This window comes from Nocardia vinacea (genome assembly GCF_035920345.1).
Taxonomy (GTDB): Bacteria; Actinomycetota; Actinomycetes; order Mycobacteriales; family Mycobacteriaceae; genus Nocardia; species Nocardia vinacea_A.
Genome location: NZ_CP109149.1, coordinates 2,339,730 through 2,361,250 on the forward strand (window position 1 = coordinate 2,339,730; position 21,521 = coordinate 2,361,250).

Here is a 21,521-nt window from a genome sequence, read left to right on the forward strand (position 1 = left end):
TCATGGGATGACCTGGACCGTTGGTTTCGACCTCGATATGACGCTGATCGATTCCCGGCCGGGTGTGTGCAAGGCGATCGAGCAGTTGGCCACGGAGTTCGGCCTGTCGTTGCGTGGTGCCGAACTGGCCGACCGGCTCGGCCCGCCGCTGGCGATGCTGCTGGCAGACGCCGGTGCGCCCGAGGAGCTCGTTCCGGCACTCGTGACCCGCTACCGCGAGATCTATCCGTCGATCGTGCCCTACATTCCGGCCATGCCCGGTGCCGATGCCGCATTGGATGCCGTCCGCGCGCGTGGCGGGCGGGTGCTCATCGTGACCGGTAAACACGAACCGCTGGCCCGGCTGCACGTCGCCGAACTCGGGTGGCGGATCGATGAGGTGGTCGGTGATCTGTGGTCGGACGGTAAGGCGGCGGCACTGCGCGAGCATGGCGCGGATCTGTTCGTCGGCGATCACGAGGGCGATATGCGCGGTGCGCGGGCGGCAGACGTCTTTGCGCTCGGGGTCACGACCGGCCCCTGTGAAGCCGACGAATTGCGCACGGCAGGAGCGGATTTCGTCCTGGGTGAGCTGACCGAATTCCCGGACTGGCTGGCCGCGCGCTAGCGCCCGCCCGCCGCACCCTCCAGCGCCTCGAACCGCAACGACAACCCGTCCAGCAACGCGTGCAACCCGGTCTCGAAGGCGGCGTCATCGATATCGCGCTGCCGTCCCGACAGCAGATGCGCCTCGTCCAGATGCGGATAATTTCCGCGATAGACCGCCGCGTCCTCCGGGAACCCGCCCGCGAACGACCCCAGCGTCGACCCGGTGACGAAGAATCGCATGAGCGCACCCACCTGGGTGGCCTCGCGGCGCGGCCAGCCCGCCGCCACCAGACCACCGAAGACCGCATCCGCCTGCCGCAACGCATTCGGCCGTCGACCCATGCCCTGATTCAAGGCGGGCACCACCTTCGGATGCGCCGCCAGGGCCGACCGATACGACCTGGCCCAATCGCGCAGTGCCACGCGCCAATCCGAAATATCGGTGAACATGGACAGATCGATCTTGCCGAGTACGGCATCGACCATCGCGTCCAGCAGATCGTCCTTGGTGGCCACATGGTTGTAGAGCGATGGGCCCTGCACCCCGAGTTCGGTGGCGAGTCGGCGCATCGAAACCGCCTCCAGTCCTTCGGCATCCACCAGATCCAGCGCGGCCGACACAATGCGATCGCGGCTTAGCAAGGGGCGGCGGGGTCTTCCCACGAAAACCTCCTGGTCGATCAATCCAGTGTCACACGGTGGATACCCACAACATCAAACTTGCATCGCTAGTTTATCGATGGTTAGCATACGAGAAACTTCCGCTGTTAGTTTTCTTGCCCCGGAGTCGTGATGAACCTGGAACTCTCCGACGAACAGGCCGCCGCCAAGCGCCTCGCCGCCGAATTCGTCGACCGCGAGATCACGCCGCATGCGACGGCGTGGGACCGGACCGAATCCGTCGATACCGCGATCGTGTCCAAACTGGGCGAAGTCGGCTTCCTCGGCCTGACCATTCCCGAGGAGTACGGCGGCAGCGGCGGCGACCATCTCACCTACTGTCTGGTGCTCGAGGAACTCGGCCGCGGCGACTCCGCGGTGCGCGGAATCGTCTCGGTCTCTTTGGGTTTGGTCACCAAGTCGATCAACCACTACGGCTCCGAGGAGCAGAAGCGCACCTGGCTGCCGCGCCTGACCTCGGGCGCCGCACTCGGCTGCTTCGGCCTCACCGAACCCGGAACCGGTTCCGATGCGGCGCAATTGCGCACCCGCGCGGTCCGTGACGGTGACGACTGGGTGTTGTCCGGGACCAAGATGTTCATCACCAACGGCACCTGGGCGGACGTAGCCCTGGTCTTCGCACGCACCGGCGGCGAAGGACATCGCGGCATCACCGCATTCCTGGTGCCGACCGACTCCCCCGGCTTCACCGCCCGCACCATCCACGGCAAACTGGGACTGCGCGGTCAGGCCACCGCCGAACTCGTATTCGACGGCGTCCGAGTCCCCGACAGCGCCCGATTGCACGATGAGGGTAAGGGTTTCACTGTCGCTATGGCGGCGCTGGCCAAGGGGCGGATGTCGGTGGCCGCCGGTTGTGTCGGTATCGCGCAGGCCTGCCTGGACGCCGCCGTCGGATATGCCACCGAGCGCGAACAATTCGGCAAGCCGATCGCCGGGCATCAGCTGGTGCAGGAGCTGCTCGCCGATATCGCTCTCGATGTGGATGCGGCCCGGCTGCTGGTGTGGCGGGTAGCCGATCTGATCGACCGCGGCGCCGAATTCGCCGTCGAGTCGTCGAAGGCCAAATTGTTCGCGAGCGAGGCCGCGGTGCGCGCCGCCGATCGGGCGCTGCAGGTCTTCGGCGGTTATGGCTATATCGACGAATTCCCGGTCGGCAAATATCTGCGCGACGCCAAGGTGATGACCCTGTACGAGGGCACGAGCCAGATCCAGAAGCTGCTGATCGGTCGTGCGCTGACCGGAGTCAGCGCATTCTGATGACCGCCGTATCAAACTCCCGAGGAGGAGGTTCGATGACCAGATTCACCGACCGGGTCGCCGTTGTCACCGGCGCGGCACAGGGTATCGGCGCAGCCACCGCGCAGCTGCTCGCCGCCCAGGGCGCACAGGTCGCCGTACTCGACCGCAATGCACCCGCGGACACCGCCGAACAGATCGTCGCGGCGGGCGGCGCGGCCCACAGTTATGTCTGCGATGTCACCGACCGTGCCTCGGTGGAATCCGTATTCGCCGATATCGCAACGGATCTCGGCGGTCCGCATATTCTGGTCAACAATGCGGGCATCACCCGCGACGATCTGTTCTTCCGGCTCTCCGAGGACGACTGGAATGCGGTGCTCGCGGTCAATCTGACCGGCGTTTTCCACTGCACCCAGGCGGCCCAGGAGTACATGGTCGCCCAGCGCTACGGCAAGATCGTCTCGCTGTCCAGCCGCTCGGCGCTCGGCAACCGCGGTCAGGCGAATTATGCCGCCGCGAAGGCCGGCATCCAGGGCCTGACCGCGACGCTGGCCATCGAGCTCGGGCCGTACAACATCACTGTCAATGCCGTCGCGCCCGGCTACATCGCCACCGCGATGACGGCCGCGACCGCGAACCGGGTCGGGCTCACGGCCGAGGACCACCAGAAGGCTGTGGCCGAGCGGACTCCCCTAGGCCGCGTTGGACAGCCCGAGGAGGTAGCCGCAGTGATCGCGTTTCTGGCCAGTGATGAGGCGTCCTATGTCAGCGGCCAGACGTTGTACGTCAACGGCGGAGCACGCTGAATGCACTGGTAGCGACCGGTTGGTATGCGAAAAATTCGGTTTTTACCAGGGCACCCGGCCGACCCGGTTGAAGAAGCCGCCGGTGGGGCCGTCGGCACCGATGGTCGCGAGATGCACGATGGCGTCGGTGCCCTCGGTGACCGTTTGATGCCCTGAGTTCCCGTTCAAATCCGTTGCGGTGTAACCGGGATCGGCGGCATTGACCCGCATCTGCGGCAGTTCGCGGGAGTACTGCGTGGTGATCATGTTCAGCGCGGTCTTCGAGGAGGGGTAGACCAGCCCGAGGATCTGCGATTCGATCCGGCTCGGATCGGAGGTGATGGCAATCGAACCGATGCCGCTGGACACCATCACGATGCGCGGGTTGGTGGCCGCGCGCAGTAGCGGGAGAAGGGCGTGGGTCACCTGGACGGGCCCGAAAACGTTGGTCTCGAAGACATTTCGGAAATCGGCGGCCACAGTATCGGCGGGAGTGGCGCGCGTACCGCCGATACCCGCATTGTTGATCAGAACATCCAGGTGGGGCGTCCGGCCCGCGATGGTCTGGGCGGCGGCCGCGATCGATTCGACGGATGTCACATCCAACTGGACGAACTCGACCTGCAAACCCTGTTCCGCGAGTTCGAATGCGGCTGCCTTACCTCGCTCCGTGTCGCGGGCACCGAGGAATACCTGCCAGCCGAGTTCGGCCAGCCGGCGGACCGTTTCGCGGCCGATTCCCTTGTTCGCCCCGGTCACCAGGGCTGTTGTCGTGTTGCTCACGACTCGACCTTGGCCCGCCACCCGAACTCGCTCCAGGGCCGATAACTCCTGGGACCGGCAGTACCACCCCGGCAACCACGCGCTACGGCATCATCGAGGCATGGATCGCGCCGAACTCGCCACGCTGCTGCGGCAGGCCCGTGCCCGGGTGCGGCCGCGCGATGTCGGGCTGCCAAGCGGTTCGCGGCGCCAGGTGCCGGGGCTGCGGCGCGAGGAGGTCGCGCAACTGGCCGGTGTCAGTGTCGACTATGTGGTCCGGCTCGAACAGGGGCGCGGACCGCGACCGTCGGTGGCGGTGCTCGGCGCGCTCGCCCGCGCCCTACGGCTCACGGATCCCGAACGCGATCTGCTGTTCCGGCTTGCCGGTTCCGCGCCACCGCAGGAAGGTCGCATCAACATGGTGGTGCGACCGAGCGTGCTGCGACTGCTGGACCGGATGGCAGATCTGCCCGCACTGGTTATCTCCGCGAAAGCCGATGTGCTGGCCTGGAATTCGATGGCAGCGGCATTGCTCGGGGACTTCTCCGCGTGGTCGCCCGCCCGGCGCAACATCATCTGGCAGTCCTTCCTCGGGACCGAACCCTCCCGCGTGGTCTTCACCCCCACCGAGGCCGAGGCGGCCGCCGAATCCTGGGTCAGCTCGCTGCGCAGCGCGAAGGCGGCCTATCCCGACGATCCGGACCTGGCTCGTCTCATCGCCGAACTACGTTCGCGCAGTCCGCGATTCGACCGACTGTGGCGCGAAGGGAGCACCGGCAACTGGCGCAGCGCCACCAAGACCATCGATCATCCCGAGGTCGGGCGGTTGGTCCTGGATTGCGATGCGTTGTTCGTCCCCGACAGCGACCAGGCCGTGGTCGTGTACTCCGCGGCACCCGATACCCCCGCCGCATCGGCACTCGAACTGCTCCGGATCACCGGAACCCAGCAGCTGAGCGAACAGCGTTAGCACCGGACATTCGATCGCGCAGTCTCGGGCTGCGAGATCGAGACGCCTTAGTTCGCACAGCTTTTGAGCACTTCGCACAAGGCGTGTACGTTCTGCGAAGTAGCCATTGGGTATGCGACAAACCCGAAGCTCGGAGTCCGACGCCGCCGGCACGCGGGTGGTGCTATCCGGCGAACTCGTCGGCAAGGGTGTTCCAGAACATGAGTTCGTAGTTCTGGAAGAGTCTGGCGTACAAGTGCGCGTCGTTCGGATTCAATCGTCCGCTGTCGATTCCGGCCTGGATTGCGGCGAGGGCCCGCTGTTCGACTTCGGGTGCGTCGGCGGCGAAGAGGTCGAAGAATGCGCAGGCCGGGGCGTCGAACTCGTAGTGCGCGCGCATGCCTTCGGCGACGGCCCGGCAGTAGCGGCCGAATGCGGCGACATTCGCGTAGATACCCGCCGCGGCGGCGGAAGGCTCGGCGTTCAGCGCCAACCAGGCGACATAGGCCGGGTAGGCCTGGCAACCCGCTCTGGGTAGCTCCATGCCCTGGTCGGGTCCGGCCGCCGCCACCAGCGCGTCCAACAGCGCGAGTGCCTGCCGCTCGCCCGGTGGGAGGCCGTCGAGGAAGGCTCTGACGTGCGGTTCGTCCGTCCGCGCCGCCAAGGCGTGGAAGCTGCGCCAGTCGCTGCTGGTGATGCGCTGTTCCTCGGCGGCGATCGCCGCGAAGACCGCGCGTGGCGCTTTGCCCACCGAGATGAGCGGAACCATGCGGTTGTCGTCGTCGTGCGGGGCCAGCTCGGCTTGGATCCCGTCGAGCAGGTCATGAGCGGTAAGGGTCATCGGAACCTCCCTGTGGGGATGCTTCCATTCAAGCGCGGTTCGCCCGCGCGCGACAGGTGTTCAGTTACCGTGCTCGGCGTCCCAGCGTCGGCGGGCGTCGGCGACGCGGTCCTTGTGATCGCGTGACCAGTCGGCGAGTGCGCCGATGGCCCCGGCCAGGCTCTGGCCGGTCTCGGTGAGCCGGTATTCGACCTGCGGTGGAATCGTCGGATACGCGATGCGCTCCACCATGCCGTCGCGGCACAGCCGCTTGGTGGTCAATGTCAGCATCCGCTGTGAGATCCCGGGAATCGCCCGCTCCAATTCACGGAAACGCCGCACCCCTTTACTCAATTCGACGATCACCAATACCGTCCACCGATCCCCCAGCCGGTCGAGCACATCGCGGATGCCGCAGTCGTCATCGCCACAGGGCCCATCGGGAATAGTGCCCGCGACCTGCGCGGTGACCGCTGTGTTCGTGACCGACATGAAAGTGCCTCCTTATGCCGCGCGCCGCGGCCACCGATGCTGGGGACGAATTCAGCAACTACAACAATCGGGAGCGTTGCAATGATCCTGGTAACCGGTATCTCCGGATCCCTCGGCGGCCTCGTCCACCGCGGCCTGTCCGCCCTCGACGGCCTCACAGTAGCGGCGGGCAGCCGCTCCGGTGACGACACCATCACGCGCCGAATCGATTTCGACGATCCGGCAACATTGTCCACGGGACTGCGGGATGTCGATGTTCTGGTACTGATTTCGGCCGGATATGCCGAAGACGATGTGGTGTTGGCCCGCCACGGTGCGGTGATCGACGCCGCCGCGGCGGCGGGGGTCCGGCACGTGATCTACACCAGCCTCGCGGGTTCCGGGGAGCTGATGACCATTGCCCTGCCCCATCGGTGGACCGAAAAGCGGCTGGCTACAGCACCATTCGACGTGACCGTGCTCCGCAACGGCCTCTACGCGGAGGTTCCGGTCGGGCTCGCCGTCGCCGGCGCGGCCGCCTCGGCCGAATCCGGGGTGTTCGCCGCGGCATTCGGCACCGGCCGGATATCAGTGGTGGCGCGCGAGGATCTGGCCGAGGTGGCCGTACGGGTGGCCGCGGAGACCGAGCGCGATCTGGTCGACGGAAGGCGGAGCAGGCATGCGGGCAAGGTGTACGAGCTGGAGGGTGTGACCGCGGTCGGTGGCGCGGATATCGCCGAGATTCTCAGCGAATCCCTCGGTCGCCCGGTGCGATACGCGCCGATCTCGCTCGGCGCAATGCGGAATATGTTGCAGGGCAGTGGATTGGAGCCGTATCAGATCACGCACACGCTCTCGTTGTTCGCGAACCTCGGTGCCGGACTGCTCGAAGCGTCGAGCAGCGACCTGCTCGACCTGCTGCCGAGTGCACCACGTGACGTTCGAGCACTCATCACCGGCGCGGTGCAGGCGGGTGGGTACCTGTCTGTGTCGGTGAACGCGGCGCAATGAGCCGGGCGGGCGTACGCTCCCGCGGCCCTGACACCGTCCCAAATCGGTAGCCCTGCCGCCCGACCTAATTCGGTGGCCGCGTGCTTCGGCCCCGAATAGGCTCGGTAGATGCGCTTGCTCGTGCCGTACCACCTCGATGAATACCGGCCGGAGATCAATGCTCCGATCACCCCGGATGCGGTGGTCACGGCCGAGCTGCCGGATGTCGATGATCCATGGGCACGGATGGCCGTGCTCTATGACGCGGTGGCGGATCGTGTTGCCGAGTCCGCGATCCGCGGTGAATGCGCGATCGTCGCCTCCGGAGATTGCACGACCGCGCTCGGCACGGTGGCCGGATTGCAAAGGGCCGGACTGGATCCCGCGCTCGTCTGGTTCGACGGGCACGGTGACGTGCAAACCCTCGAGACCTCCGCGTCGGGCTACCTCGGTGGCTTCCCGCTGCGGATGCTCGTCGGCTATGGCCGTCACTTGATAGCCGACCGAATCGGCTTGCGTGACATCCCCGAAGACCGTGCCGTCCTGGTCGGCGGCCGCGATCTCGACCCACCGGAGGTCGAATATCTGCACACCGCGCAGATCCGGCACCGTCCGGTCGACGATATCGGCGACCTCCCGGACGGCCCGCTCTATCTTCACATCGACTTCGACGTGGTCACCCCGGATGACCTCCCGGGCCTGCTCTTCCCCGCCCCGAACGGCCCGACCCTGGCCGAAGTCTCAGACGCCGTCCGAGCGGTTCTCGCCACCGGCCGAGTCGCCGCCTTCGGCCTGGCCTGCACGTGGCGCGACGACGCCACCGCCGCCGCGCACGTCCGCTCCCTCGTCGACTCCGCCTGATTCCTACCCGGCGGCCTTGTACTTGCGCAGGTACTCGCCGGTGAGTGAAGTGGGATGGGTCAGCAATTCGGCGGGGGTTCCGGTGAAGACGATTTCGCCGCCGTCCTTGCCGCCGTCGGGGCCGAGATCGATCACCCAGTCGGAGTGGGCAACCACGTCGAGGTTGTGTTCGATCACCACCACCGTATTGCCGCGGTCGACCAAACCGTCCATCAGGGCGAGCAGGGTGTCCACATCCGACATGTGCAGACCGGTGGTCGGTTCGTCGAGGACATAGACGGTGCCGGTGTTCTGCAGTTGGGTCGCCAGTTTGATGCGTTGGCGTTCGCCGCCGGACAGGGTGCTCATGGCCTGGCCCAGGCTGAGATAGTCCAGGCCCACTTCGTTCATCGTGCGCAGCTTTGTGGACAGTGCCTTTTCGGTGAAGAAACCGAGGGCCTCTTCGGCCGACATCGCCAGCACATCGGCAATCGACTTGTCGCGCAAGGTCAGTGCCAGTACCTCGTCGGAGAACCGTCGTCCGTCACAGGCATCGCAGTGGGTGGTCACCGGGTCCATATAGGCGATCTCGGTAATGATCACGCCGCGACCCTCGCACTGTTTACAGGCTCCGGTCGAGTTGAAACTGAACAGGCCGGGCGACTCCCCCGTCGCCTTGGCGAACAGCTTCCTGATCGGGTCCATCAGGCCCAGATACGTTGCGGGCGTGGACCGCGACGATGCCCCGATCGCCGACTGGTCGACGAAGATCGCATCCGGATACTGCCGGACGAACACATCACGGATGAGGCTGCTCTTACCGGAGCCGGCGACGCCGGTGATCGAGGTGAGAATGCCGGTCGGCACCGCGACGGTCACATCTTTCAGGTTGTGCACATCGGCATGCTCGATCAGCAACGCGCCGTTCGACTTACGGAAGGTCTCCTTCACCGCGAACGGCCTGCGCAATCCCGCACCCGTCGGCGTATCCGCGGTCCGCAGTTCGGCGAAGGTCCCCTCGAACACCACCTGCCCGCCGTGCAGACCGGCACGCGGACCGACGTCGACGATATGGTCGGCGATCTGGATGACATCCGGATCGTGCTCGACCACCAGCACGGTATTGCCCTTGTCCCGCAGTGCCTTCAGCAGGTTGTTCAACCGGCCGACATCACGCGGATGCAATCCGACGCTCGGTTCGTCGAAAACATAGGTCATCCCGATCAGCGTGCTCGACAGATGTTTGATCATCTTGAGCCGTTGCCCCTCACCGCCGGACAGGGTCGAGGTCGGCCGATCCAGGCTCAGATAACCGAGTCCGATATCGGTCACCCGCTGCAGCGCGGTCCGGATCGCGGCGACCAGTCCGAGTGCGGCCGGATCGGTGATCTCATCGAGTGCCGCCATCAGATCGGTGATCTGCAGTTCGGACCAGTCGGCGATATTGCGGCCATCGATCTTCGTGGCCAATGCCGCTTCGTTGAGCCGAGCACCACGACAGGTAGCGCAGACACCCTCGGTGAGGAATTTCTGCATCTGTTCGCGCGTCTTCTCGCTGAGCGTGGAGGTGTCGCGCTGCAACCGGGTGCGCGTAAATTTGGCCGCCAGCCCTTCGTAATTCGCCTTCCAAGTGCCCTTCGCGAAGGTCAGCTCCACCTTGCCGCCGGTGCCGTAGAGCAGGTCGGTGAACTCGTCCTCGGTGTAGTCTGCCAGTTTCTTATCCGGATCGAAGCGCCCGGATTTGCCGTACATCTGCCACTCGCCACTGTCCACCGCATAACCGGGCAGCAGAATCGCACCCTCGTTCAGCGATTTGCTCCGGTCGACCAACCGATCCGGATCGGCCCGCACCGCGACCCCGAGTCCGTCACAGTCCGGGCACATGCCCTGCGGCACATTGAACGAGTAGTTGTAGACGAATCCGGCTGAGGGCGAACCGAATCGGGCGAACATCGCCCGCACCATCGAGTAGATATCGGTCATCGTCCCGACGGTCGAGCGCGGCCCACCGCCGACGGGCTGCTGGTCGATGATGACCGGAGCCGTCAGGTTCTCGATCGCCTCGGCGTGCGGCCGTTCATAGCGCGGCAGGAAGTTGAGAATGAATGCCGGGAATGTCGCATACAGCTGACGCTGCGACTCCACGGCAATGGTGTCGAAGACGATCGACGATTTGCCCGACCCGGAGACGCCGGTAAAGACGGTGATCTTGTTCTTGGGGATTTCCAACGACACATTGCGCAGGTTGTGCTCACTGGCACCGAGCACGCGGATGACATCCGTGGGGGCGACGGAATCGGCAAAAGGCATGTCGCCCACCATGCCATGCGCTACCGACAAATTGCCCGGCGGAACGTGATGCAGATCACATTAATGCAGTATGTGCATGGAATGGTCGATAAGCCCTGACCAGCGCTTTCTTCGGCCGCGGCCGGAAAGGTCCAACAGCTCGGCGGATTCCGTTGAGGCTCTTGAATTTCGCCTTCCGCGGCTCTACGTCTCGTCTTATGAACCAAGGAAGAGGCGTTCGCACGGAAGGCGCGGATAGCGACTGGTGTCGCCGAGGTCGATGGTGACCGCGTCGGCGTGGTGCCGCCGCTGGTGCTCACGCGTGAATATCAGCGCGGCGGTAAGGCAGGCGGCGTAGTCGAGGCGCACGCCGTGCAGGAATACGCTGAGGTGTACATCCGGTTCGTCGGGACGAGGCGAAACCCCTTTGGGTTCATGATGTTTCGGACTCACGACTCCTCGATGTCGCGAACATCTGTGGGATGAATGGTGATTGCGTCGGCGTGGTCGAGATCAGCGTCCGAATCGGAAGCCCATCCGTCCTCGTCGACCGGCAACACCGAGCCGTCCGCCCCATGAAACATCGGACGGCTATCGACGGGAGCACGGTCGAGTTTCTGGTGGGTGTCTTCGTGAAAGTCCGCGAGCAGACGACGCACGGATGGAGCTATTCGCGGGCCTGCCCACTCGCGGACGGCGGCCGCGACTTGCTCGACCAGCTCGGGCGGTGCGCCGCTGTACTCGACTGGCGGCCCGATGAACGGATCTCGTTGTGGAAGCTCTCGTTTCGGCTCGGACATGACGCAAAGGGTGTGTCAAGTGCCAACGTTCGGGCAGGCGCAATTGCGAACTGGCGAAACTCAAGTGAAAGCGCAGTAATCCTTCCGCTGACACAGTTACGCTCCTTCCGCCACGGAAGGAAGCTGCATCGCAAGCCGGAAGGGGATCGCAAGGGGTGACCACCGAAGACGATGATGGGCCAGAGGACAACGGAACCACATTGCCGCGTAGGCAACTGGGCCGTTTATTGCGAGAAGCACGGACGCGGGCGGGCCTGAGCTTGGAGGTGGCCGCGCGAACACTCGGCTGGGGTAACGCAACGATTAGCAGACTGGAGAACGGCCGCAACAAGACCGTCAGGGCGACAGATCTTGATGCCCTGGGTGGGCTGTACGGGATCGACGCGGAAGACCTTGTGGCTTGGAAGGAGCTTGCGGGACAGGCCCCGGTCCGGTCCTGGCTGCGCACCTACAGCGACCTACTGGAACCGAAGTTCAACACCTACATCGAACTCGAATCCGCCGCAAGCGAATTGGCTATATTTCAGCCGCTCATCATCCCCGGTCTGCTCCAAACTCACGACTACGCGCAGGCCATGAACCGAGCTAAGCGGCCGCGAATCCCGGACGAGGGGTTGGAACGGGTGGCAGCGGTTCTTGCGCGGCGTCAGAATCTGCTCACGCGGCCCCGGAACCCGTGCAAGCTCACGGCCGTGATCCACGAGAACGCGCTGCGGACCATCATCGGCGGCGCACAGGTGATGGCTGATCAGTGCAGGCACGCGGCGGACATGAGTACGCTCGACAACATCGAGGTACGCATACTCAGGCAAGAAGCTGGCTTGCCGATTGGCAGGCTGGTCACCCCATTCATCGTGATGACCTTCCCGAAGGACGGACAAGGCAAACCGGTGGAACCGGCGGTCGTCTACGCGGAAAGTTACACAGGGGATGCGTACCTGGAGAAGCGCGACGACGTGCAGCGCTGTCGGCACACGTTCCGTACGTTGGCCGGGGCGACGATGGACGCTCGCTCGAGCCGCACCCTATTGAGAGAGATGGCGAGGAGTTACAACTGTGAACGCTGAAGTCGACCTAGCAGGGGCGAAGTGGTTCAAATCAAGCCGCAGCTCGGGGACCAGCGGCGAATGCGTGGAGGTTGCCTGGCTCGACGGGGGCGCGGTCGGTGTACGTGACTCGAAGAACCCCACCCGCGCGGCGCTGGTGTTCACTCCGTCCGAGTGGGACGCCTTCACCGCAGGCGTGAACGACGGCGAGTTCGACCGTCCGTAAGTCCCGATTCCCGATAGAGATAGCAAGGAGTCATGGCAGTGAATCTTGATGGCGACCTGGCTGGCGCGCAGTGGTTCAAGTCCCGACGCAGTGAAGCCGGAAAAGACTGCGTTGAGGTGGCCTTCCTCGACGGCGGCCACGTCGGCATCCGGGACTCGAAAAACCCGACCGGCCCCGCGCTTGTCTTCACGCCCGGCGAGTGGGACGCCTTCACCGCTGGCATGAACGATGGTGAGTTCGACCGCACGTAGTCCCGAAATAGCAAAGCGGCCCTCAGTTTTCAATCTGCTGGGGGCCGCTTTGTGTGTCCGCTTGTCGCGTATTCGGACTATTTGTTGAGGAAAATGCCTGCGATATCAGCCTTTTTGATCTGGGTGTCCTGATTGACCTGGGCACCGCACAGCAGGTCCACCTGGATCATCGTGGCGTCGACCGCCGTGCCCGCGGGCTCGTGATCATCGTTGGTCTGCTGCTTGATGAATTTGGTGATCGTCGTGCGTTTGGTGTCCTGATCCTGTTTGACGTAGTCGCGGCAGGTGGTGTCACCACCTTGGTTGAGCGCCCGCTCGATATCGGTGCATCCGGCCAGCAGTGCCGCGACCGCCGCGACCCCGAGTCCGGTGCGTAAGAGCGTGGCGTTCATAGAGATCCTCCTGGCGGTTCGGCGGGCGACCATGCCCGCGACAACGCCGTACAGCCTAGGGCAACGGCGCGGTTACGGTCGGAACGTGCACAGCGGCACATTCATCTCCGCCGATGTGAGCGAACCATGATGGCCGATCAGCATGGACTCGAGCGGTTCGGCACCGGTGCGCACGACGCCGCGCAGACCACTTGCCGCGACCACGAGATCGCCGATGCGCTGGGCGATATGCGGTGCCACGGTGGGGCCGAACCAGCCGCGATCTATCGCCTCGGTGCGGGGGATGACATCGAAGTCGGCGCCGAGGTATTCCCGCCAGGTCGCCGCCACATCGGCGGTCGCGCCGTCGGCGGTGAAGACATGGCGGGCGCGCGGTTCGCCACCGAGTAGGCATACGCCCTCGCGCAGTACCTCGATTTTGTCGTAGTCGACGCGGTCGACGAGTTCCACCATGCCGTGGTCGGCGGTCACGATGAGCGCGGCGTCGGGTGGCAGATGTTCGGCGATGGTGGCAGCCAGCCGGTCGACGTGCGCGAGCTCCAAAAGCCAAGCGTCCGAGGATGGTCCGCGCACATGACCGGTCGTGTCGAGGTTGCCGTGGTAGGCGTAGACCAGCGAGCGCGGGCCCGCGCGCAATGCGATGGCGACGCCGTCGACGAAATCGCCGACAGAAACATAGGGGCGGAATTCGCAGCCGCGCAGCACCGCCCTGGTCAGCCCGGACCCCGCCTGTAGACGCGGCGCGACCTGGGCCACCGCAATACCGTCGGCCGCGGCGCGCTCGAAAACCGTGGCGGTGGGCTGGAATTGCTCCGGCACCAGATCCTGCAGCAGGTCGATCTTCGGTCCCGCGCCGTGTAGCCGCCAGGTCAGCGCATTCACCAGCCGGTCGTAGCCGGGCACGTGTATCAGGTATCCGGTGAACCCGTGTTCGCCGGGCGGCACGCCGACGCCGAGTGAGCTCAGGCTGACCGTCGTCGTGCTCGGGAAGCCCGCCGTCAGCGTGCGCTGCGCCAGTGCCGACAGGAATGGCGCCGCATCGGAATTCGCGGCGAGTGCGTCCGCGCCGAGACCGTCGATCAGCAGCACGCAGATCCGGTCGGCGGCGAGCGCGAGGCCGAGCCGGTCGACCTCGCCGGGCACGCCGAGCCCGGCGAGGAGGGATGGAAACAGATCAGCCAGGGAGCCCGTGCCGTAACGGGGCGTGGTGAACACGAACTCGAGGGTACTCAGGCCTGGCCGGTCTCGAATCGACTGATTTTGCTGTCGCGGACGGTGAAGCGCCACGTGGTGCGCATCGAACCCCAGCGGGAATTCGTGTAGTCGGCAACCAGTTCGGTGCCGTGGTCGCCGATCGATTCGACATTCATGCGCCCATTGCTGCCGAAGATCTCGGAGTCGGTCCACTGGACGAGATTGCGCTCCACACCGTCATCGGACATGGTCGCGTCGTCGGTGAGGATGGCGTAGAAGCGGTCCTGATCGCTGTCGTTGAGCGCGGTGACGAATTCCTGGACTGTGGGATCGAGCTGCTGTGTCATCGGAACATCCCTCTCGAAGAGTGCGGGTGCATCGGAGGAGCAAACGTTCGGCTTCACTCTAGTGGCGTGCGCGCTCGCGCGGGTGTCACGCGCCGGGGCCGACCAGCGCGGTGAAGGTGCGCATGATGTCCTCGACCAGCGTGGGCGCGGTGGTGCCGAGTTGGATGCTGCGCTTTTCGAGTTGACCGTCCAGCCACAGCGAGGCCATGCCGTGCGCCAAGCTCCACCACATGACGGCCAGCGTGTCGGCTTTGTCGGCGGGCAGCAATCCCGCGGCGACGGCTTCGGCGATGGTATCGGCGAGGACATCGAAGGCCGCGTCGCCCGCCGCCGCCGCATCCGGATGCTTATCGGGTTGCGAGAGTTCCGGGCGGAACATGAGACGGAAGTAGCCGGGATTTTCCTGGGAGAACCGCACATAGGTTTCGGCCAGCGCGGTCAACGCTTGCAGCGGTGTGCCGGCGGCGGCGCGCGCGGCGGCCAAGTCGCTGCCGAGCCGTCGGAAACCCTGAGTCGACAGAGCGGCGAGCAGGGCCGAGCGATCAGCGAAATGGTGGTACGGCGCGCCGGTGCTCACGCCCGCCTCGCGGGCCACCCGCCGCAGGCTCACCGCGCCGAGGCCCTCGGTCTCGATCAGCCGCAGGCAGGCGGCGAGGAGCGTGTCGCGCAGCGCGCCGTGATGGTAACTGGTCCGCGTCACCAATCGAGCGTATTCGACGCCTGCTGGACAGCCTAACTATGCAGTGCTTAGATGATCTGAGCGGCGCTCAGATGGGCTGGCCGCCATCCCTCCTTCGAAGCGGGTAAGCATATGAGCTCACAGGTACTCGTAACCGGCGCAACAGGATTCGTCGCTGGACACGTCATCGCCGAACTGCTCGAGCACGGATATGCCGTGCGTGGCACGGTTCGCGACCTCGGAAAAGCGGATAAACGCGCACATCTGGTGGCACTCGCGGATCGGCTCGGCGGCGAGTTGGAGTTCGTCGCGGTGGATCTCAACGACGATGCGGGCTGGGCGGCGGCCGTTTCGGGCTGCGCGTTCGTCCTGCACGTGGCATCACCGTTTCCGGCGACGCCACCGGACGACGAACGGGAACTGATCGATACCGCGGTCGACGGGACATTGCGAGTGTTGCGGGCGTGTGCGGACAGTGGTGTTCAGCGGGTCGTGCTCACCTCCTCGATCGCCGCGATCACCTATGGTCACGAGACGGATGCGGTGCGCACCGAGGCCGATTGGTCGGTGGTCGAACGTAGTGCGGCCTATCAGAAGAGCAAGACGCTGGCCGAGCGGGCGGCGTGGGATTTCGCCGCGGATTCGGACCTCGAGCTGGTGGTGGTGAATCCCGGAATGGTGTTGGGGCCGTTGCAATCCGCGGCGACGAGCACCTCGCACGAGCCGGTGCGCCGACTGCTCGCCCGGGATGCGCCGGGTTCACCGCGGGTGGGATGGGCAGTGGTGGATGTGCGGGATCTCGCAGTGGCGCATCGGCTGGCGCTGGAGGCTCCCGGCGCGGTCGGGAATCGGTATATCTGCGCGGGCGAACATGTCTGGATGGCGGATATGGGGCGTACGTTGGCCCAGGAGTTCGGGCCGCGTGGATACCGGGTACCGACTCGGGTGATCCCCGATGTTCTCGTGCGGGCGATTGCATTGTTCGACAAGGGGATTCGATTGACAGTGCCGATGTTGGGTCGTACCGAGCAGCTCAGCTCCGAGAAAGCGCGGCGGGAACTCGGATGGTCGATGCGGCCGGTGCGGGAGACGGTGCTGGATACCGCGGAGAGTTTGATCGAGTTCGGCGTCGTGCCACGGGCTGCCGACGCGGCGGCGCGTCGGACAGCCGTGAATGCGTAGGGCGGGGCCATGCTGATCGCGACACTCATCATCGGCACCATCGGTTTGGTGCGACGCTGGTTGGGGAGGCGGACACCGGAGACGAAATCCGGTGCGCCGCAATGGCGAAATGCGGTGCGCCGGATCATCGGGTCGGTCAGGTTGCGGCGACCGGGTCCGGCATTGGCGGCGGTGATGACGTTGGCCGGGATGATTTGGGTGGGACTGGCGCTCGCGCCGTGCTGATCGGTTCGGCCTGGTAGACAGAAAGGGTGACGGCTGCGCGACGCAAGTTCCGGTTCGGTGTCACTCTGCTCGCTCCCGCTTCGCGGGCGGAGTGGATACAGAAGTGTCGCAGGGCCGAGGAACTCGGGTACGACGTGGTCGGTGTGGCCGACCATCTGGGGTTGCCCGCGCCGTTTCCGGCAATGATTCTCGCGGCCGAGGCGACCGAGCGGGTTCGGTTGACGACGTTCGTATTGAATACGCCGTTCTACAACGCGGCGCTCTTGGCGCGCGAGGCCGCGACGGCCGATCAACTCACCGATGGACGGGTCGAGTTGGGACTCGGAGCCGGGTATGTCCGGGAGGAATTCGAAACGGCCGGAATCACTTTCGAGAGCGCGGGCAAGCGGGTCGAGCAGTTGGCGGCGACCGCGGCGACATTGCGGCGGTTGTTCGCCGATCCCGAGTATCAGCCCCGGCCCGCGCAGCCCTCGGGTCCGCCACTGGTCATCGCCGGTTGGGGCGATCGGCTGCTGCGGGTCGCGGCCGAATATGCCGATATCGTCGCGCTGCCGGGTGCCGCTCCGGCGTACAACGGTGGACCACTGCAGTTCGTCGGACCCGCCGCCACCGATGCGCGGATGGCGTACCTGCGGGAGTTGCTCGGGTCACGGGCCGAGGAGGTCGAGCTGAATATCCTGCTGCAGCGGGTAATTCCACCGGAGGAACGGTCGGCCGCATTGGAACTGTATGGGCCGCATCTGCCCACCGATGTCGCCGACCGCCCAGAGGAGTTGCCCGCATTGCTGATCGGCACGGCGAAGGAAATGGCGCGGCAGTTGGAAGAGCGCCGGGAACGGTTCGGATTCAGCTACGTCTCTGTGCTGGAGACCAGCATGGAGCCGATGGGCGCGGTCATCGAACTGCTGCGCTGAATGCGGGGACACGCCACGGCAGGTCAGTCCGCGACATTGTGTGCGGCCAGCCAGTCGGCCGCCCGTTTGCGGGAAGCCCGACTCAGCCAGGCGTCCTGGATGACCTCCGCCAACTCCTGCCTGCTGAGTTCACCGATGCGGCTGCCGCGCACCAGGACCGATAGATGCCCGTCGAAATGCGGGGTGGTGAAGAACGGTGAATCCGGATCCTGTACCAGCGCGAGTTTGTCGGACTCCGAGGGCACCCAGATCACGATCACATCGGTATAGCGCTCACCGGTGTCCGGGTCGAAAGCGTCGGGGCGCGGATTGCGGAAGAAGACGAAGGATTTGCCGCCGACCTGGTACACCGCATTGCCGTGCGGTCCGTCCACCCGGTTGACGAACGGCATGCCGGTGGCCAGTTCGTGCACGTCGGCCACCTTGGCTCGTCGCGAAACTCTCGCCATATCAGCAGCGTAGACCGCAATCGCAGATCGGAGTTGAACCTTCAATGGAGGACGGTCGGTTTGCCGTCGAACTCTCGACGCAACCTATATGCGTACGCCATCATGAGATAGCGAATGTGAGCTCACACTAACGATGGGGTTAACGAGGTGGCACAATTCCGCACCCTCACCCAACAACGGGCCGCACTGGAAAAAGAATGGGCGCGTTGGGCGACGGCTCCGAGTAGCACTCTCGGTATACCCGCGGGTTCGACCTCGCTACGCAATGAGGTCATCCAGTCCTGGCAGCGCTCGCTGACGACCGTCGATCCGAATCGCACCGAGGCGCCCGGTTTGGGCGATGTCCGCGATCGCTGGACCGAATCGCCACTGCGCCAACCGATTACCGAGCTGGCCGGTGATCTGCGCGATATCTCCGAGGACTCCGGCTATCTCGCGGCAGTCACCGATGCCGCGGGCACCATCCTCTGGTCCTGCGGCGATCGCGCGCTGCGCCGCCAGGCCGAGGCGGTGAACTTCGCGCCGGGCGGCTGCTGGGACGAAAGCCATATGGGTACCAACGGATTGTCGCTCGCCCTGCACAGCGACCGCCCGACCACCGTGTTCTCCGCCGAACATCTGGTCGCCGCGCTGCACGGCTGGGTGTGCTATTCCGTGCCGATCCACGCACCCGACGGCCGCCAGGTCGGTGCGCTCGATCTGTCCAGTTCCTGGGAGCGTTCGCATCCGATGGTGATCACCTCGGTCCGCGCGCTGGTCACCGCGGTCGAGACAATGTTGCGGGCGGCCGCACCGACACCGGCGCGCGGTGTGCGGCTCGAATGTCTGGGCGGCGCACGGCTGGTCCGCGACGGCAGGCCGGTGCCATTGCCGCCGCGCCACCTGGAAATTCTGGCGCTGCTCGCGCTGGAGCCCGACGGGTTCACTCCCGAACAACTGCAGGCCGCGGTCTACGGCGACCGTCCGGTGTCCTCGAGCACGCTCAAGGCCGATGTCTCACATCTGCGGCGCACGACCGGCGGTGAGATCAGCAACCGCCGCTACATGCTCACCGGTCCGGTCTCCTGCGATGCGGTCGATCTGCTCGCCGCGATCCAGGCGGGCGACACCACCTCGGCGGTCTGGCTCTACCGCGGACCGCTGCTGCCCGGTTCGGACACTCCCGGCGTGCTGCAGTGGCGCAACCATCTCGATGTCGGGGTGCGCACCGCGGTACTGGCTAGTGACCGCGCCGATCACGCCGTCGCCTTCGGCGAGCACTCACCCGGCGATATCGAGGTGCATGAGCACGCGCTGCGGTTGCTACCCGCCGACGATGTGCGCCGGGCCGTAGTCGTCGCCCGGTTGTACACCGCACTGCGCTCCTGAGTCACCCCTGTAACAACGGCACCAACCTCGCACCAACCTTCTCGGGACATAGTGGCCCGGCAGGCAGATTCGCGAGGAGCGCCCACACATGATCTACGCCAAACCGGGGTCCGCCACCGGCATCGTCACCTACGCCAGTCGCTACGACAACTTCATCGGTGGCGACTGGGCGGCTCCGATCGAGGGCAGGTACTTCGAGAACCCGTCCCCGGTGGACGGCGAAACCTTCTGCTCGGTGGCACGATCCTCCGCGGCCGATATCGATATGGCCCTCGAAGCCGCGCACCTCGCCGCCGGGAATTGGGCCGCCACCTCGCCCGCCCAGCGCGCGAATATCCTCAACAAGATCGCCGACCGGATCGAGCACAGCCTCGAACCCCTCGCCATCGCCGAAACCTGGGACAACGGCAAACCCGTTCGCGAAACCCTCGCCGCCGACCTGCCTTTGGCGGTCGATCACTTCCGCTACTTCGCCGGCGCCATCCGCGCCCAGGAGGGCAGCATCGCCGAAATCGATGCCGACACCATCGCCTACCACTTCCACGAACCACTCGGCGTGGTCGGTCAGATCATCCCGTGGAACTTCCCGATTCTGATGGCCGCGTGGAAGCTGGCCCCGGCCCTGGCGGCGGGCAACTGCGTGGTGCTCAAACCCGCCGAGCAGACCCCGGCATCGATTCTGCTGGTGATCGAGCTCATCGCCGACCTACTGCCGCCCGGAGTTCTCAACGTGGTCAACGGTTTCGGTATCGAGGCGGGCAAGCCGCTGGCGGCGAGTCCGCGCGTGGCCAAGGTCGCCTTCACCGGTGAGACCACCACCGGACGGCTCATCATGCAGTACGCGAGCGAGAACATCATTCCGGTCAGTCTGGAGTTGGGCGGTAAGAGCCCCAATATCTTCCTGCCCGATGTCATGGCCGCCGATGACGAGTTCCTGGACAAGGCCGTCGAGGGTTTCGTGATGTTCGCCCTCAACCAGGGCGAGGTGTGCACCTGTCCCTCGCGCGCACTGATCCATTCGTCGATCTACGACGAATTCCTGGCCCGCTGCATCGAGCGGACCAGAGCCATCAGGGGCGGTAATCCGCTCGACGACACCACCATGATCGGAGCCCAAGCCAGCAACGACCAATTCGAAAAGATCCTCTCCTACATAGATATCGGCAGGCGGGAAGGCGCCCGCGTACTCACCGGAGGCGAAGCACGCAAGGTGGACGGACTGCCGGGTGGCTACTACATCCAGCCGACGATTTTCGAGGGCACCAATACGATGCGGATCTTCCAGGAGGAGATCTTCGGCCCGGTGGTGGCGGTGACCAGGTTCGACACCGTCGAAGAGGCGACCATGATCGCCAACGACACCCTTTACGGCCTCGGCGCCGGGGTGTGGACCAGGGAGATCACCACGGCCTACCGGATGGGCCGAGCAATCAAGGCAGGGCGAGTATGGACCAACTGTTTCCACGCGTACCCCGCACACGCCGCCTTCGGCGGGTACAAGAAGTCCGGCATCGGCCGGGAAAACCACAAAATGATGCTCGAGCACTACCAGCAGACCAAGAATCTGCTGGTCAGTTATTCACCGACAAAACTCGGATTCTTCTGATGCATCGCAGAGTAGCCCGCGTCGCGATCACCGAGCGGGCGCGAGAAGTGTTGCGCCGGTTGATAGAACAGCACGGACCGGTGCTGTTCCACCAATCCGGCGGCTGCTGCGACGGCAGTTCACCGATGTGCTTCGGGGTGCGCGAATTCCGGGTCGGCGCCGCGGATGTGCTGCTGGGCCGACTACCGTGGCATACCGAATTCTGGATCAGCGGCGATCAATTCGAACTGTGGAAACACACCCATCTCACCGTGGACGTGGTCGCCGGGCGCGGCAGCGGATTCTCGCTGGAGGCGCCCGAGGGTGTGCGGTTCATCATCAGATCGCGGCTGCTGACCGATGAGGAGACAGCGGTGTTGGCGGCCGGACCGCCACCACGGACGGGAGCCGATCGGATGAGTTGACTGCCGAAAAGTCAGTCGCCG

General features: G+C 65.2%; 27 protein-coding genes. 15 read left to right on the top strand and 12 right to left on the bottom strand.

Annotated features, from left to right (window positions below; genetic code table 11):
• Positions 1-7 precede the first annotated feature (7 nt).
• Complete coding sequence (locus OIE68_RS11045; RefSeq protein WP_327099289.1) at positions 8-607, top strand: HAD family hydrolase; 600 nt, start codon at positions 8-10, stop codon at positions 605-607.
• Here OIE68_RS11045 and OIE68_RS11050 read toward each other — a convergent pair.
• Positions 604-1,251, bottom strand: coding sequence for a TetR/AcrR family transcriptional regulator (locus OIE68_RS11050; protein ID WP_327099290.1), 648 nt, complete (start codon positions 1,249-1,251; stop codon positions 604-606). The two genes, OIE68_RS11045 and OIE68_RS11050, sit on opposite strands and share 4 nt — an antisense overlap.
• A gap of 129 nt (positions 1,252-1,380) precedes the next feature.
• Here OIE68_RS11050 and OIE68_RS11055 point away from each other — a divergent pair, with 129 nt between their 5' ends.
• Both OIE68_RS11055 and fabG read left to right on the top strand, forming a co-directional pair.
• On the top strand, positions 1,381-2,529 hold the full coding sequence (locus tag OIE68_RS11055; protein ID WP_327099291.1) for an acyl-CoA dehydrogenase family protein: 1,149 nt from the start codon (positions 1,381-1,383) through the stop codon (positions 2,527-2,529).
• 35 nt (positions 2,530-2,564) lie between these two features.
• Positions 2,565-3,317: a 3-oxoacyl-ACP reductase FabG gene (fabG, locus tag OIE68_RS11060; RefSeq protein WP_327099292.1), complete on the top strand. Its 753-nt coding sequence runs from the start codon at positions 2,565-2,567 to the stop codon at positions 3,315-3,317.
• A 42-nt stretch (positions 3,318-3,359) separates the two neighbouring features.
• Here the strand turns inward: fabG and OIE68_RS11065 are convergent, their stop codons facing one another.
• Entirely contained in the window at positions 3,360-4,079 is a 720-nt protein-coding gene (locus OIE68_RS11065) for an SDR family oxidoreductase (RefSeq protein ID WP_327099293.1), read from the bottom strand.
• Positions 4,080-4,179: 100 nt separating this feature from the next.
• Between OIE68_RS11065 and OIE68_RS11070 the strand changes: the two genes are divergently transcribed.
• Positions 4,180-5,028, top strand: a complete 849-nt coding sequence (locus OIE68_RS11070; protein ID WP_327099294.1) for a helix-turn-helix transcriptional regulator — start codon at positions 4,180-4,182, stop codon at positions 5,026-5,028.
• Between the two features lie 163 nt (positions 5,029-5,191).
• Here the strand turns inward: OIE68_RS11070 and OIE68_RS11075 are convergent, their stop codons facing one another.
• Positions 5,192-5,848, bottom strand: a complete 657-nt coding sequence (locus OIE68_RS11075; RefSeq protein WP_327099295.1) for a hypothetical protein — start codon at positions 5,846-5,848, stop codon at positions 5,192-5,194.
• A 60-nt stretch (positions 5,849-5,908) separates the two neighbouring features.
• Positions 5,909-6,319: a helix-turn-helix domain-containing protein gene (locus OIE68_RS11080; RefSeq protein WP_327099296.1), complete on the bottom strand. Its 411-nt coding sequence runs from the start codon at positions 6,317-6,319 to the stop codon at positions 5,909-5,911.
• Positions 6,320-6,400: 81 nt separating this feature from the next.
• On the opposite strand from OIE68_RS11080, the gene OIE68_RS11085 reads away from it, so the two are divergent.
• Both OIE68_RS11085 and OIE68_RS11090 read left to right on the top strand, forming a co-directional pair.
• A complete protein-coding gene (locus OIE68_RS11085) occupies positions 6,401-7,309 on the top strand; it encodes an NmrA family NAD(P)-binding protein (RefSeq protein WP_327099297.1) in 909 nt (302 codons plus the stop codon).
• A 108-nt stretch (positions 7,310-7,417) separates the two neighbouring features.
• Entirely contained in the window at positions 7,418-8,149 is a 732-nt protein-coding gene (locus tag OIE68_RS11090) for an arginase family protein (RefSeq protein ID WP_327099298.1), read from the top strand.
• Positions 8,150-8,152: 3 nt separating this feature from the next.
• Here OIE68_RS11090 and OIE68_RS11095 read toward each other — a convergent pair whose 3' ends face one another.
• The 3 genes from OIE68_RS11095 to OIE68_RS11105 all read right to left on the bottom strand — a co-directional run bounded on the left by OIE68_RS11095 (position 8,153) and on the right by OIE68_RS11105 (position 11,217).
• The gene (locus tag OIE68_RS11095) at positions 8,153-10,438 is read right to left on the bottom strand and encodes an excinuclease ABC subunit UvrA (protein ID WP_327099299.1); all 2,286 of its coding nucleotides are present in this window, start codon (positions 10,436-10,438) and stop codon (positions 8,153-8,155) included.
• Positions 10,439-10,633: 195 nt separating this feature from the next.
• A complete protein-coding gene (locus tag OIE68_RS11100) occupies positions 10,634-10,870 on the bottom strand; it encodes a hypothetical protein (RefSeq protein WP_327099300.1) in 237 nt (78 codons plus the stop codon).
• On the bottom strand, positions 10,867-11,217 hold the full coding sequence (locus tag OIE68_RS11105; protein WP_327099301.1) for a hypothetical protein: 351 nt from the start codon (positions 11,215-11,217) through the stop codon (positions 10,867-10,869). The genes OIE68_RS11100 and OIE68_RS11105 overlap by 4 nt, the downstream gene beginning before the upstream one ends.
• Positions 11,218-11,372: 155 nt before the next feature.
• Between OIE68_RS11105 and OIE68_RS11110 the strand changes: the two genes are divergently transcribed.
• Genes OIE68_RS11110 through OIE68_RS11120 form a run of 3 tightly spaced genes read left to right on the top strand, consistent with a single transcriptional unit; the run spans position 11,373 to position 12,740 of the window.
• A complete protein-coding gene (locus tag OIE68_RS11110; protein ID WP_327099302.1) occupies positions 11,373-12,284 on the top strand; it encodes a helix-turn-helix domain-containing protein in 912 nt (303 codons plus the stop codon).
• Positions 12,274-12,489 carry a DUF397 domain-containing protein gene (locus tag OIE68_RS11115; protein ID WP_327099303.1) on the top strand — a complete coding sequence of 72 codons (216 nt, stop codon included), beginning with the start codon at positions 12,274-12,276 and terminating at the stop codon, positions 12,487-12,489. Before OIE68_RS11110 ends, OIE68_RS11115 begins: the two co-directional genes overlap by 11 nt.
• A gap of 32 nt (positions 12,490-12,521) precedes the next feature.
• Positions 12,522-12,740, top strand: coding sequence for a DUF397 domain-containing protein (locus tag OIE68_RS11120; RefSeq protein ID WP_327099304.1), 219 nt, complete (start codon positions 12,522-12,524; stop codon positions 12,738-12,740).
• 77 nt (positions 12,741-12,817) lie between these two features.
• Here OIE68_RS11120 and OIE68_RS11125 read toward each other — a convergent pair whose 3' ends face one another.
• The 4 genes from OIE68_RS11125 to OIE68_RS11140 all read right to left on the bottom strand — a co-directional run bounded on the left by OIE68_RS11125 (position 12,818) and on the right by OIE68_RS11140 (position 15,373).
• On the bottom strand, positions 12,818-13,132 hold the full coding sequence (locus OIE68_RS11125) for a hypothetical protein (RefSeq protein WP_327099305.1): 315 nt from the start codon (positions 13,130-13,132) through the stop codon (positions 12,818-12,820).
• A gap of 72 nt (positions 13,133-13,204) precedes the next feature.
• Positions 13,205-14,347 (bottom strand): alkaline phosphatase family protein, encoded by a 1,143-nt coding sequence (locus tag OIE68_RS11130; protein WP_327099306.1) that lies wholly within the window; start codon positions 14,345-14,347, stop codon positions 13,205-13,207.
• A 14-nt stretch (positions 14,348-14,361) separates the two neighbouring features.
• The gene (locus tag OIE68_RS11135) at positions 14,362-14,673 is read right to left on the bottom strand and encodes a nuclear transport factor 2 family protein (protein ID WP_327099307.1); all 312 of its coding nucleotides are present in this window, start codon (positions 14,671-14,673) and stop codon (positions 14,362-14,364) included.
• An 85-nt stretch (positions 14,674-14,758) separates the two neighbouring features.
• Entirely contained in the window at positions 14,759-15,373 is a 615-nt protein-coding gene (locus OIE68_RS11140; RefSeq protein WP_327099308.1) for a TetR/AcrR family transcriptional regulator, read from the bottom strand.
• Positions 15,374-15,484: 111 nt separating this feature from the next.
• Here OIE68_RS11140 and OIE68_RS11145 point away from each other — a divergent pair, with 111 nt between their 5' ends.
• From OIE68_RS11145 to OIE68_RS11155, 3 genes are read left to right on the top strand one after another with little or no spacing between them, the layout of a single operon-like run.
• The gene (locus OIE68_RS11145; protein WP_327099309.1) at positions 15,485-16,534 is read left to right on the top strand and encodes an aldehyde reductase; all 1,050 of its coding nucleotides are present in this window, start codon (positions 15,485-15,487) and stop codon (positions 16,532-16,534) included.
• Between the two features lie 9 nt (positions 16,535-16,543).
• On the top strand, positions 16,544-16,759 hold the full coding sequence (locus OIE68_RS11150) for a hypothetical protein (protein WP_327099310.1): 216 nt from the start codon (positions 16,544-16,546) through the stop codon (positions 16,757-16,759).
• Between the two features lie 26 nt (positions 16,760-16,785).
• Positions 16,786-17,673 carry a TIGR03621 family F420-dependent LLM class oxidoreductase gene (locus OIE68_RS11155; RefSeq protein WP_327099311.1) on the top strand — a complete coding sequence of 296 codons (888 nt, stop codon included), beginning with the start codon at positions 16,786-16,788 and terminating at the stop codon, positions 17,671-17,673.
• A 23-nt stretch (positions 17,674-17,696) separates the two neighbouring features.
• Here the strand turns inward: OIE68_RS11155 and OIE68_RS11160 are convergent, their stop codons facing one another.
• Positions 17,697-18,122, bottom strand: coding sequence for an MmcQ/YjbR family DNA-binding protein (locus OIE68_RS11160; protein ID WP_327099312.1), 426 nt, complete (start codon positions 18,120-18,122; stop codon positions 17,697-17,699).
• Between the two features lie 147 nt (positions 18,123-18,269).
• On the opposite strand from OIE68_RS11160, the gene OIE68_RS11165 reads away from it, so the two are divergent.
• From OIE68_RS11165 to OIE68_RS11175, 3 genes are all read left to right on the top strand, one after another.
• Positions 18,270-19,490 carry a transcriptional regulator gene (locus tag OIE68_RS11165; protein WP_327099313.1) on the top strand — a complete coding sequence of 407 codons (1,221 nt, stop codon included), beginning with the start codon at positions 18,270-18,272 and terminating at the stop codon, positions 19,488-19,490.
• An 88-nt stretch (positions 19,491-19,578) separates the two neighbouring features.
• Positions 19,579-21,096, top strand: a complete 1,518-nt coding sequence (locus OIE68_RS11170; RefSeq protein ID WP_327099314.1) for an aldehyde dehydrogenase family protein — start codon at positions 19,579-19,581, stop codon at positions 21,094-21,096.
• A complete protein-coding gene (locus tag OIE68_RS11175) occupies positions 21,096-21,500 on the top strand; it encodes a DUF779 domain-containing protein (protein WP_327099315.1) in 405 nt (134 codons plus the stop codon). The genes OIE68_RS11170 and OIE68_RS11175 overlap by 1 nt, the downstream gene beginning before the upstream one ends.
• Positions 21,501-21,521: the final 21 nt, after the last annotated feature.

Bases quoted from the DNA above. Each gene is read 5' to 3' on its own strand.
- OIE68_RS11045 (WP_327099289.1), top strand. From the start codon at position 8: ATGACCTGGACCGTTGGTTTCGACCTCGATATGACGCTGATCGATTCC.
- OIE68_RS11055 (WP_327099291.1), top strand. From the start codon at position 1,381: ATGAACCTGGAACTCTCCGACGAACAGGCCGCCGCCAAGCGCCTCGCC.
- fabG (WP_327099292.1), top strand. From the start codon at position 2,565: ATGACCAGATTCACCGACCGGGTCGCCGTTGTCACCGGCGCGGCACAG.
- OIE68_RS11070 (WP_327099294.1), top strand. From the start codon at position 4,180: ATGGATCGCGCCGAACTCGCCACGCTGCTGCGGCAGGCCCGTGCCCGG.
- OIE68_RS11075 (WP_327099295.1), bottom strand. From the start codon at position 5,848: ATGACCCTTACCGCTCATGACCTGCTCGACGGGATCCAAGCCGAGCTG.
- OIE68_RS11080 (WP_327099296.1), bottom strand. From the start codon at position 6,319: ATGTCGGTCACGAACACAGCGGTCACCGCGCAGGTCGCGGGCACTATT.
- OIE68_RS11085 (WP_327099297.1), top strand. From the start codon at position 6,401: ATGATCCTGGTAACCGGTATCTCCGGATCCCTCGGCGGCCTCGTCCAC.
- OIE68_RS11090 (WP_327099298.1), top strand. From the start codon at position 7,418: ATGCGCTTGCTCGTGCCGTACCACCTCGATGAATACCGGCCGGAGATC.
- OIE68_RS11095 (WP_327099299.1), bottom strand. From the start codon at position 10,438: ATGCCTTTTGCCGATTCCGTCGCCCCCACGGATGTCATCCGCGTGCTC.
- OIE68_RS11105 (WP_327099301.1), bottom strand. From the start codon at position 11,217: ATGTCCGAGCCGAAACGAGAGCTTCCACAACGAGATCCGTTCATCGGG.
- OIE68_RS11120 (WP_327099304.1), top strand. From the start codon at position 12,522: ATGGCAGTGAATCTTGATGGCGACCTGGCTGGCGCGCAGTGGTTCAAG.
- OIE68_RS11125 (WP_327099305.1), bottom strand. From the start codon at position 13,132: ATGAACGCCACGCTCTTACGCACCGGACTCGGGGTCGCGGCGGTCGCG.
- OIE68_RS11135 (WP_327099307.1), bottom strand. From the start codon at position 14,673: ATGACACAGCAGCTCGATCCCACAGTCCAGGAATTCGTCACCGCGCTC.
- OIE68_RS11145 (WP_327099309.1), top strand. From the start codon at position 15,485: ATGAGCTCACAGGTACTCGTAACCGGCGCAACAGGATTCGTCGCTGGA.
- OIE68_RS11150 (WP_327099310.1), top strand. From the start codon at position 16,544: ATGCTGATCGCGACACTCATCATCGGCACCATCGGTTTGGTGCGACGC.
- OIE68_RS11160 (WP_327099312.1), bottom strand. From the start codon at position 18,122: ATGGCGAGAGTTTCGCGACGAGCCAAGGTGGCCGACGTGCACGAACTG.
- OIE68_RS11170 (WP_327099314.1), top strand. From the start codon at position 19,579: ATGATCTACGCCAAACCGGGGTCCGCCACCGGCATCGTCACCTACGCC.
- OIE68_RS11175 (WP_327099315.1), top strand. From the start codon at position 21,096: ATGCATCGCAGAGTAGCCCGCGTCGCGATCACCGAGCGGGCGCGAGAA.